Origin of the sequence: Ligilactobacillus acidipiscis DSM 15836 (assembly GCF_001435755.1) — a bacterium.
Taxonomy (GTDB): domain Bacteria; phylum Bacillota; class Bacilli; order Lactobacillales; family Lactobacillaceae; genus Ligilactobacillus; species Ligilactobacillus acidipiscis.
Genome location: NZ_AZFI01000073.1, coordinates 1 through 9,683 on the forward strand (window position 1 = coordinate 1; position 9,683 = coordinate 9,683).

Annotated in this window: 8 protein-coding genes and 1 pseudogene; all 9 read right to left on the bottom strand. The window is 34.7% G+C overall.

Annotation, left to right across the window (positions count from 1 at the left end; genetic code table 11):
- Window positions 1-290: 290 nt before the first annotated feature.
- The 9 genes and pseudogenes from FC65_RS12740 to glf all read right to left on the bottom strand — a co-directional run bounded on the left by FC65_RS12740 (window position 291) and on the right by glf (window position 9,411).
- The gene (locus FC65_RS12740) at window positions 291-656 is read right to left on the bottom strand and encodes an IS66 family transposase (RefSeq protein WP_056971958.1); all 366 of its coding nucleotides are present in this window, start codon (window positions 654-656) and stop codon (window positions 291-293) included.
- A pseudogene (locus FC65_RS12745) lies at window positions 649-1,233 on the bottom strand (IS66 family transposase); the annotation flags it as partial. The pseudogene FC65_RS12745 and the gene FC65_RS12740, both read right to left, overlap by 8 nt.
- Window positions 1,234-1,594: 361 nt before the next feature.
- Entirely contained in the window at window positions 1,595-2,587 is a 993-nt protein-coding gene (locus FC65_RS06205) for a glycosyltransferase (RefSeq protein WP_056971960.1), read from the bottom strand.
- Window positions 2,588-2,600: 13 nt separating this feature from the next.
- Window positions 2,601-3,593 carry a glycosyltransferase gene (locus tag FC65_RS06210; protein WP_056971961.1) on the bottom strand — a complete coding sequence of 331 codons (993 nt, stop codon included), beginning with the start codon at window positions 3,591-3,593 and terminating at the stop codon, window positions 2,601-2,603.
- An 18-nt stretch (window positions 3,594-3,611) separates the two neighbouring features.
- Window positions 3,612-4,541, bottom strand: a complete 930-nt coding sequence (locus FC65_RS06215; RefSeq protein ID WP_056971962.1) for a glycosyltransferase — start codon at window positions 4,539-4,541, stop codon at window positions 3,612-3,614.
- Window positions 4,542-4,555: 14 nt separating this feature from the next.
- The gene (locus FC65_RS06220) at window positions 4,556-5,560 is read right to left on the bottom strand and encodes a glycosyltransferase family 2 protein (protein ID WP_056971963.1); all 1,005 of its coding nucleotides are present in this window, start codon (window positions 5,558-5,560) and stop codon (window positions 4,556-4,558) included.
- Window positions 5,561-5,656: 96 nt separating this feature from the next.
- Entirely contained in the window at window positions 5,657-6,850 is a 1,194-nt protein-coding gene (locus FC65_RS06225) for a hypothetical protein (protein WP_056971964.1), read from the bottom strand.
- A gap of 11 nt (window positions 6,851-6,861) precedes the next feature.
- Complete coding sequence (locus tag FC65_RS06230; protein WP_056971965.1) at window positions 6,862-8,289, bottom strand: oligosaccharide flippase family protein; 1,428 nt, start codon at window positions 8,287-8,289, stop codon at window positions 6,862-6,864.
- A gap of 6 nt (window positions 8,290-8,295) precedes the next feature.
- Window positions 8,296-9,411 carry a UDP-galactopyranose mutase gene (glf, locus tag FC65_RS06235; RefSeq protein ID WP_056971966.1) on the bottom strand — a complete coding sequence of 372 codons (1,116 nt, stop codon included), beginning with the start codon at window positions 9,409-9,411 and terminating at the stop codon, window positions 8,296-8,298.
- Window positions 9,412-9,683: the final 272 nt, after the last annotated feature.

Below are 9,683 nucleotides of genomic sequence, written 5' to 3' on the forward strand. Positions count from 1 at the left end.
TGTTATTTCTAACTTAATTTGACATTTCAAGCCTTAAATTTATCGGAAATTTCGTCTGAAAAGTTTTTAAAAGAGTTTCTATTTCAGCAATACTTTGTTCATCACCCTTATTTTGTTTGCGTAGTTCTTCATTTTCAAGGTAAGCAGTGCACAGCGGACGTCTAAGTCTCTAAATTTGCTCTCTTTAGTTGGAATCAAGAATAAATTTCTCTAAAAAAGAAGCGCCAAAGTTGAAGTGCCCCATAATTGTTAGACATAGAAACTAACAATTATGGAGCACTTCAGCTTGCTTATGCAGCCACATTTTTGGCCTTTTTCGTTTGACTCCATGGCAAATAACGACTCAGCTCAGATTCACTCAGAGGAACTGGTTGGAAGAGCGCTGTCAGAATTTCAAAAAGGTACTGCAATGGATTCTCCAAGCAGTTGGCTTTCGCGCTTTCAAGCAATGTCAACCAGATCGCGTTAGCTATGCTGGTGCTAAACAGAAAGTTCTTTCGGTCAATGATCAGTGATTTGATAGCTTGTTCACAAGTGTTGTCAGAAAAATCTAAGGCACCATATTGTATCAACTTGTCGATTGCGGTCTTTTGACCGTCAGCATATTTGATTGCTTTTCCCAGCATTGATTGTGGTAAAGCCAGCAATTCAGCCAAACACTACAAATTTTTTTAGCAGAGGAGCTAATCTTTGTTTACGCAACTTTTTTCTTTCGTTAGAGGACAGAGTCTGCCATTGTTTTTCCAGATGGAACATCTGATCCAGTATTTTTAACGGTCTTTTGGCTCGGTGATCTCTTTTGGTCGCTTCAAAAAACTTCCGGTAAACATGAGCCAAACAACCGACTCGGTCGCGACAGTCAACGGACGCATAAACAGAATAGCCGTCGCACCGCAACACACCAACAAATTCAGCATAAAGCTCTTGCCCGGATCGAGCTGTCCGATCAGGTTTATCCGCATAGTATATTCCTTGGCGCTGTAAGGTTTGGGGAGTCCGCAGGACCCACATTCTTGATTCAGCAGTTGCTTTTTTATTATGCGGTTCACGTAAAACCTGCACGACTGTCTCATCACCCTGCAGATAAGGTGCTTTGAGTAACTCAGCGTGAAGCAGTTCGGTTAAGAGCTGAACTATTTTTGAACCGTGGATCACCAAGCGAAACAAAGTTGACTCACTTGATACCCAACCCAGCCGTCGCCAATCCTTTAACTGACGATACAAAGGATTCCCTAAACTGTATTTTTAATAAACAACGTTGCTTAACAGTTCACCTGTGATAGAGAGAAAATCTGTTTTTCAAGTCGCCAAATAAATCTGTTCAATTTTTTCTGAATCAAGCATCATGAGGAAACACCGCTTTTAAAAAAGCATCAAGAATATAGTTGTTAATCCGATTATAGACTACTATAATCTTATTTGATCAATTCGAAACTGCATCGCCTTTTGTGCCCTAACCTCATTAGTCGGCTTATGCCTATTGATTTTAATTGGACGAAATCATGCTCATTATCCAAAAAATCACCTCATCTCATTTGATAAGGTAATTATATTAAATCTGATTTTATATTTAAATACGTCCGCTGTGCACTACTTACATTTGTAGCAAACGATAAATTATTTTTTTTAACTTAAATGCAACTAAAAAATCCCAAATTTGTCCTCTAAAAGTGGCTGTTTGATAATATTCCTTGTAATCACGGAGTCGTAAGAGAGAACCCAAAGTTTGCTTCTTATAAAACCTAAGTCTTGCACGCAAATAATTAGCAAGATGCTCAGCTGATTTTATATCTTGTCTTTGACTAATAATCGTTAAGGAACTAAGTAATTGTTCAAACTCTTTAATCTTTGTCTGGCGACTATTTTCAAAGGAATTGACTTTAGATTGAGCTCCCCAATTCTCACTAACACCTAACGTATTATTATTATGCATTCTGTAACGAATTAAATTTTCATTTAAAAAGAAACACTTTTTATCAACCGAGGCTATCATATTTAAAAACCAATCATGGGGCAACTCAAAGTTATAAGTAGACACAAACTCATCTCTCAAGTTTTTAGAAATACACATGGAACAGCCGGGAGATATATTGCGCTTGATAATATCGTCGAGAGAAAAACTGTTTAGATACCGTAATGGTTCCTTTGAATATAAAAAGTTGGCATTATAAAAATTTTTTCTTGCAGGTAAAGCAACCTTATCTGAGTTCTGATCTATCAGTTGAATACCTGAATTTAATGTTTCAATCGAATTGTCATGTTGCATAATTTGTGCCATTTTTTCTATTTTATCAGAAGTCCACTCATCATCTTGGTCAGAAAGAAAAATAATATCTCCAGAGGCTTTTTTCAATAAATTATAAAAATTTTTTTGATAACCTTGATTTTCGGAGTTGATCATAAAAGACCAATTATCTAGAGAATTTTTTTCAATGAAGTTACTAACTAGTCTTTGGGTATTATCTGTCGAACGATCGTCACAAATAAGAACCTCATCCGGCTCCCTATTCTGACTTCTAATTGATTCTAATTGTTGCGTGACGAAGTCCTCACCATTATACGTAGCAATAACGACTGAAACTTTCATCCTGCTCACCTCATTAACTGATTTGTTTTAGTGCTTTATGCGTATAATACCCTTGACGCAATCTTAGTGCCATTGCAGAAACATTTTTCTTCATTTGTCCATACTCTTTTTCATTGACACCATTTAAAACCTGATCTATCTCTGATAAATTTCGAACCGTGATGCCAATGTTATTCTCTGAAACAAACTCAGCCAACGCAGCCTGATCCCAAATTATAATCGGAATACCAGAACTGATATACAACGATGTCTTGTGCGGGTTATTGAATAATAAATAATGTCCAAAAGTACCTTCACATGTTTCAACACTTGGCCCATCCCAAATCAAACCATAGTTTTGATTCAAATGAGCAGTCAGTTCATCTGGTGGATATTGACCAGCATAAACCGTGTTTTTTCCGTGTTTTTTGGGCATATTAGACCCATAAACTACGAATGAATTACTAGTATTGATTTCTTGTATAAAACCAGATTTAAAAAGATTCCCAGCAAAACATATTGTTCTCTCATACGGCTCACTTGGCTGTATGGGTTGTGGATTAATGTAATCAAATATTTCTAACACAATTTTGTTTGTAGTAACACCTTGTTCTGACAACCATTCTTTCATTTTTGGATTATGAACAATCAATATATCAGCAGAATTAAAAAGATCCAATTCCCAAGATATCTTTTTATCATCTGATCCGCTTTGAAGTCCTTGGATATCATGGATCCAAATCACAAATTTGCCATTTATCTTCTTCTTTAGTCTTCTTACAAACTTCTCAATCATATAATGTGAAGGTATTGGATACTGCAAAACTACATTATCAATGTGTGTATTTTTAAAAAATTTCATCATCTTTATATTAGTATAATAAAGTTTTGCTAATTTATTAGGTTGATATGGATCTATTCTAAAGGGCACATAACCATCTTCTTGCGCAAATTTGATTATATCTTCCTTGGCTTTGCTGCCACCCATTTGTCCAGGATCATTTGAACTCACAATGTAATTTGCCATACTGTACTCCTTACCAAATTATTTACGCTTAATAAACAAAAGATACCAGTCACCCAAATACTGACGGTAACGAGGAAAACAATCCAAATAAAACGCTAATTTAATGCCCGTTAAAATGCTCCGTGATTCATAGAACCGAGTCCTAACGTTTAACCACCGGGTACTTCTTCTTAAAAGCTTTGCTTGCCTTGAAGTGCTTGTATTTACATCCTCGCCTAAAAACTGCCTTAATGTTTGATTAAACCTTTTAGCTACAACTATCCAATCCTTTTTATGCCCAATCGTCTTCAAGTCTTTGCTTTCCTTAGAAAAAGCACTGGTATTATGCTTACGCCACTTTATTAAAGCATCTGTATATATATACAATGCGTTATTAAATCCTGCTAATCTCCATAATAGAGCATCATGTGGATAATCAGGCTCCCAGTATTTCTTGCTTAAATTGGCTAAACGACGAGAAATACAATGAGTACAACCTGGACTTTGAACAAGTAAGTAATTTTGACGCAATTCTAATTTTTTTAACTGCTTATCATTTTTCCATGGTCCCGGTTTTTTAGTTTCTTGATCATTAAACTCTGCATAATTTGAAGTTAATAAATCTATTTCTGAGTGCTCTTCCATTAAACCAGCCATCACTTTAATTTTATCGCTTCTCCAAATATCATCCTGATCACAAGTGAAGACTATTTCTCCACTACTTTTCCAGATACCTTCAATAAAATTCCGACGCCAACCTTTATTTTCTGAATTAACTAAAATCGTCCATGAATTATTAAGCTTGTGCTCATCAATATACTTTTTAACTAACTCTACAGTATCATCAGTTGATCGATCATCAAAAATCAATACTTCATCGGGTTGACGAACTTGCTTACGAATAGATTCGAGCTGTGGAATAATAAATTTGCGCCCATTATATGTTGATAAGACTACCGACGTGTTCATAGTTATATTTACCTCTATTTATGAATATGAAATAATTTACTCTTTTTACTAAAATCATACAGTTTCCAAAAACTTTTATAAACAAGTTTCCCACTGTCTAGTAAACGATATGCAATTCGATCTCTTCGTGGTGTTTTGGGATCTGCGAGAACTTTTTTTTCATTCTTCTTCAAAAATTCAACAATTTCTTTTTTCTCTTGATGTGCTTCTGTTGTATTAAGCATCTGATTTAAAGTACTAAAGCGAGCATAGGCTTGTCGCCTCAAAGTTGCTTTTTTTAATTCTGGATACTTTTGATTAACATAATCCGCCATCTGATCAGTCATCTTTAATAAGTCTAGCTTACTATTACTAAAATTTGAAGTAACAATCGAATTTTGACGAATAACGTAAAAGTATTTAGGCTTGAAGCCGCAAGCTACTGTCTCACATTGAGCAAATAATAAGTAAGTAGTAGCTATATCCTCAAACAGTTGCCCAACAGGAAATTTTACATTGTCATAAAGTTCTCTTTTGCCGAGCTTCGCATAGGCACACGTATCAACTAAATCATGATAACACATCATTTCAATACATTTTTCCCCAGATAAAATCTGCTCCGAACTGTCACCACAATCGACCTGTTTACCAGTTGAAGAGTACACATTCATTAAAGAACAAATCGCTAAAGGAGAATTAAAATCATCTTGTTCTAACAAACCATACAAATATTCAACATAATCAGAAGCAATATAATCATCAGAGTCAATAAACGTGATATAGGAACCTGCTGAAAGTTCGATACCTTTATTTCTAGCTGCAGATAGCCCAGCATTATCTTGGTGACATATTTTAATTCGCGAATCTTTAGTCGCGTAATCATCGATAATTTTACCTGAACGATCAGAGGAACCGTCATCAATCAAAATGATTTCAAGGTTCTCATATGTTTGTACCATGATCGAACGTAGACACTTGCGAATATATTTTTCAACATTATAAACTGGGACTATAACGCTGATCAGTGGATGTTTACTCATTCCTACACCTCGTTTTAAAATACGTTAATTAAACGAATAGACGAATCTCGACCACTAGAATATGTGAACGGGTTTCGTCTGTTGATTGCCAATTATTTACTCTGTTAACGCGAGAGTTTCATCACGAAAACAGTTAAGATTTGCGAACAAAGTCATAAAAATAATGTTAAATGACAATTCATCCATATGATGATCAATAAATGAGCTTAAGACAATGAGTATCAAAGCTATTTCTAACCCCCAAAATCTTTTATCCATAAACTTTTTAGATAAGAAACAAATGGTCCACACAACGATAACAAAAGCTACAGCGCCGTTCATCATCAAAATTCTCAAAAAACTGCAATCAATGAAAAAATAATCAAATGGTCCATGATGAATACCGCCATTTCCATTTTGAGGAACACCTTGACCAAATAGTGTGACATTATAGTCCACAAAAGCCTTGTGACCTGTACTTAAACGCCCAGAAAGTACTTTATCAGCCAAAGACAATAATGTATTACTTGAACTATATATATATGTTAGACCAATCACACCAAAAATTCCGAGAATGCCAGCTACCGAAATAATAGTATTTCCGATATAATCTAGTGTTTTAGATATTGAACGATAAAAAATAGCCGCTAATAATGTTAAAAGCATCAATATGAAGTCAAGACGTGTATCTGTCACAACATAAATTAGAAAAGTAAAGGCGGCACAACCAATAACTTCAGGTAATGATAACTTAAATCTTCGATATACTACATAAAAAAGCTGAAGATAAAAAGAACGTGATGCTAAATCGGTTGGAAAAACTGTTCCGAGTGCGAAACGCACACCTGCATCACCTGTGCGGCTATTCGTCATACTCATGATCACTCCGAACTTTGCTGAAACAAAAGTAATAAGAAGTCCAACAGTTATCGTAACTAAAAAAACTCTAATAATATTTTCAATTTTTATGTTTTGAGCGGCTACTATCAATAAAAAATAATAAATTAGTTCCCAGTGACCAGTATTTTGGCACCCTACTAAAATTATTAACCCCACAGAAGTGTAAAAAGCCAACTGCTGCCAATCTTTAAAGGTGTTGAACATCAATATCTTTAATAATGCGATTGCCCCCGTAACCATGAACAAACGGTAAGGAAAAGACGTAGAAGGATAATTTACGATAAACATCGTTCCTTGTGAGAATTGCGTTACTATATATAAAATAAAAGAACTCCAGAATAGAAAATTTCCAATCTTTGGTGAAATTTTAAAACGTGTCATCCAATGATCTCGAATTCCAACAATATCCACAATAGGTCCTCCTATTTTTTCTTTCTTCTTGAGTTAACCAGAGTTTTAGCCTTACTTAAAATAGTTGGCCTTAATATTAAAATCATACCTAGGTATATAATTATGCCCAATAACACCTCACCAAATATGCTAAAAACACTTGTATGAACGGTGGTATTCAACTTAAAAACAGGAACAAACATTACTATTCCAGCAATTAAATATTTAGGCACATTAAAGAATAATTTCTTATAGTCGACCCAATTTCTTATTACCCAAAGTTGATAACCAGTAACACAAGTCTCAGAAATAACAGTTGCTAAAATAGCACCTGTTAAACCTTTATAGTAAATCAGAGGGATATTAATAACGATGTTGACTATTGCCCCAATGAAAACGGAAACTGTGTATTCTTTATTATGATTTGTTGGTAATAAATATTGTGTTCCAATCGCGTTACTCCACCCAATAAGCATAACAACAGGTGTTTCAAGTAACATCGCTTTACCAACAGGTCCAAAACCTGGGCCAAAAAAATATGGTCCTAAATGAAGCGACAAACCTGCAAGACCAAACATCATCGCAATTGATAAGAATGATACAAAATCAAAAGATTCATATAACATATTGTTGACACTCTCGTCATCACCCTTTGCAAAAGCATTAGCTACATGCGGTAACATAACAGTACCTGTAGCTGTTGCTAATGCTAAAACAGTTTTGATAATGGTATCAGCATTATTGTAATAACCAGAATTAACTGTATCAGTCATTGAACCAAGCATTGTTTTGTTTAAAACTGCATATACATTAATTGCCACTTGCGGAATAAACAAAGCAACGGATGGTCGTAAATGCTTAAAGGGATGTAAGTCTTTGAAATGAACTCTACTTACTCGACCCTTTAAAAACGGCCACAATGTCATATTTCCTAAAAACGAACCCAAAGCTAAAATAATAATATATAGTCCCAGATCGTTTTTATCCCTAACAAAAATAACGATTGCCAGAAAAGAGAGTATTTTAACTGCAGTGTTTCGGGTAACAGTCTTTTTAAAATCTTCTAGGCCCATATATAACCAAGAAATGTCCAGAAAAACAGCTATAAGATTTATAGATTGAAACATCATCAGCGTTGGATATTTACTAAGTGGCATATATATCAGAAATGCAATATAAGTAAGAGCCACAGTAAAAGTCCGCAACAACACAATTTCCCAAAAAGCAACAGACATATCCTTTTTATTATCACGTAAATAAGCAATTTGTCTGTTCCCGTACAAATTAACACCGATACTTCCAAATAAAACGAAATACTGAATTATCGAATTAGTGAAAGCATTGAGCCCTACACCAGTATTGGTTAATACACGACTGGTGTAAGTTGCAGTAATTAAAGGTAAAATTACTAATAAAAGCTGATATCCTGCATTATAAAGATAATTACGCACAACCTTCATAAATATTTATCCCTCGAATTCTTTTCTAACAGCCACTAACGCGGCCATAATAACTTGGTCCATATTATAGTACCGATACATTCCCAAACGACCTCCAAATATAACATTACCGCCCCCTTTTGCAGCTAATTGCGTATATTTTTTATAAAGAGAATCATTTTTGCGATCGTTGACTGGATAGTATGGTTCATCTCCACGATGCCAAGTCTTAGGATACTCTCGAGTAATAATTGTTTTATGCTTATCACCCTTACCGAATTCAAAGTGCTTGTGTTCAATTATACGCGTATATGGTGTTTCTGCATCCGTGTAATTAACTACAGCATTACCCTGATAGTTTCCAACGTTTAATTCTTCGGTTTCAAAACGTAACGAACGGTATTCTAATTCACCCAACTCATAATCAAAGAATTGGTCAATCATACCTGTAAACAAAACACGATCGTAGTTTCTTAAATATTCTTCTTTATGGTCGAAGAAATCAACACCAGTTTCCACTGTAATCAAGTCATTGGCAAGCATTTTTTCGACTATTTGGGTATAACCGCCAATCGGGATCCCCTGATATGGATCATTAAAATAGTTATTATCGTATGTAAATCGGACAGGAATACGACGAATAATAAAAGAAGGAAGATCTTCGGCCCTTTTGCCCCATTGTTTTTCAGTATAACCCTTAACTAACTTTTTGTATAAATCAGTACCAACTAAAGAAATTCCCTGTTCTTCAAGATTTTGAGGCTTCTTACCATTTAAAACCGAGCGTTGTTCTACGATTTTTTCTTGAGCTTCGGCTGGCGTAGAAACCCCCCACATTTTATTAAATGTATTCATATTAAACGGCATGTTATAAATTTCGCCATGATAGTTGGCTATAGGACTATTAGTGTAACGATTAAAATCCGCAAATTGGTGAACATATTCCCAAATGTCTTTCTTGTTAGTATGAAAAATATGAGCACCATATTTATGAACTTGAATCCCGTCTACTTCTTCTGTATAAATATTTCCAGCAATGTGATCGCGTTTTTCAATTACTTTTACTTCATTTCCACGTTTAGCAGCCTCATATGCAAACGTTGCACCGAACAAACCAGCGCCAACTACTAAATACTTAGTCATGTCAAATCCTCCTTAAAAACAATAATGTATCTTTAATAAGCAAGTTAAAAACATACTTTCCTTCTATTCAAATAAGTTACCCAATTTTGAGATTTAACACCCAACTGTTCAGCTTCTCTCTACTATATAACCACGAACATGACTGTCAATCTGTCTTATTTTCCTATATTTCCCATAATAGTTCAAGTTTTCCTGAAAATAATAGAAATTCTTAAGTAAATTTGTACGCTGAAATATACCTTCCTGAATTATTCATACTTTTCCCTTAAGGA